Origin of the sequence: Marinobacter sp. ATCH36, from assembly GCF_023555055.1 — a bacterium.
Lineage (GTDB): Bacteria > Pseudomonadota > Gammaproteobacteria > Pseudomonadales > Oleiphilaceae > Marinobacter.
In genome coordinates this window covers 1-290 of sequence record NZ_JAMJPL010000025.1, presented here as the reverse complement: position 1 = coordinate 290, position 290 = coordinate 1, and the positions used below count along the sequence as shown (strand labels likewise).

Here is a 290-nt window from a genome sequence, read left to right as displayed (position 1 = left end):
GAAGAGCCGTTCAAGACCAGGACGTTGATAGGTCGGGTGTGTAAGCGCTGCGAGGCGTTGAGCTAACCGATACTAATTGCTCGTGCGGCTTGACTATATAACACCCAAGACAATTGCGGATAACGCAGAGCTCAGGCTCAACAGAAATCAACATCACACGTTTTATCTCGTCCACCCAGTGATCAACCGTTTTGCCTGACGACCATAGCGGTCTGGAACCACCTGATCCCATCCCGAACTCAGCCGTGAAACAGACCAGCGCCGATGGTAGTGTGGCTTCTGCCCATGTG

Annotated in this window: 2 rRNA genes; both read left to right on the top strand. The window is 52.8% G+C overall.

Annotated features, from left to right (window positions below):
- Positions 1 to 97: ribosomal RNA gene (locus M8010_RS19895) — 23S ribosomal RNA — on the top strand; the annotation flags it as partial.
- Between the two features lie 97 nt (positions 98 to 194).
- Positions 195 to 290: ribosomal RNA gene (gene rrf / locus M8010_RS19890) — 5S ribosomal RNA — on the top strand; the annotation flags it as partial.